Here is a 508-nt window from a genome sequence, read left to right as displayed (position 1 = left end):
AGCGGGGCTCGAGGTTATCCCGCCATTGACGCGGATCGCCTCGAGCGCGGCTGCGGTCGTCGTGCTGACGGTGTTGTTGGTGATGGTGGCATTGACGATCCCATTGCCGTCGCCGTTCGCGACCAGGATGCCATAGTTCGCGACGTGCGTGACAGTGTTGCCGTCGAGCTTGACGGTCACCGTGTTGCTGCCGGTGGCGGTCCCGTTGATGGAGACACTGATACCTGGTCCGGTGCCGGAATCCGCGTTGTTGATGTTGTTGTTGAGGATGTTGCCCGTGAACAGGCCACGCACGACCGGCGATGCGGCACCGCCGCGGTTGACGTTGATCTGCGAGCCCGCGCCGCCGGCACCAAACAGGGTCGCATAGTTCGCCGTGGTGAAGGTCGCGTTCAGCACATTGAAATTATAGGTGCCGGCGCCGTTCTGATCCATGTCCACGCCAACGAAATTGTCGGTGAAGGTGCCGCCGCTGCCGGCGACGCCGGCCTGGCCGACATCGAAATCG

The 508-nt window shown here is 63.0% G+C and carries 1 protein-coding gene; it reads right to left on the bottom strand.

Annotated elements, in window-relative coordinates:
• A partial coding sequence (locus EOA22_RS36870; RefSeq protein WP_206521591.1) for a hypothetical protein occupies positions 1–508 on the bottom strand: 508 nt, incomplete at both ends.

This window comes from Mesorhizobium sp. M7A.F.Ca.US.014.04.1.1 (assembly GCF_003998745.1).
GTDB lineage: Bacteria > Pseudomonadota > Alphaproteobacteria > Rhizobiales > Rhizobiaceae > Mesorhizobium > Mesorhizobium ciceri.
Note: the sequence above shows the minus strand (reverse complement) of the source record. Positions and strands in the feature narration are given on the sequence as shown.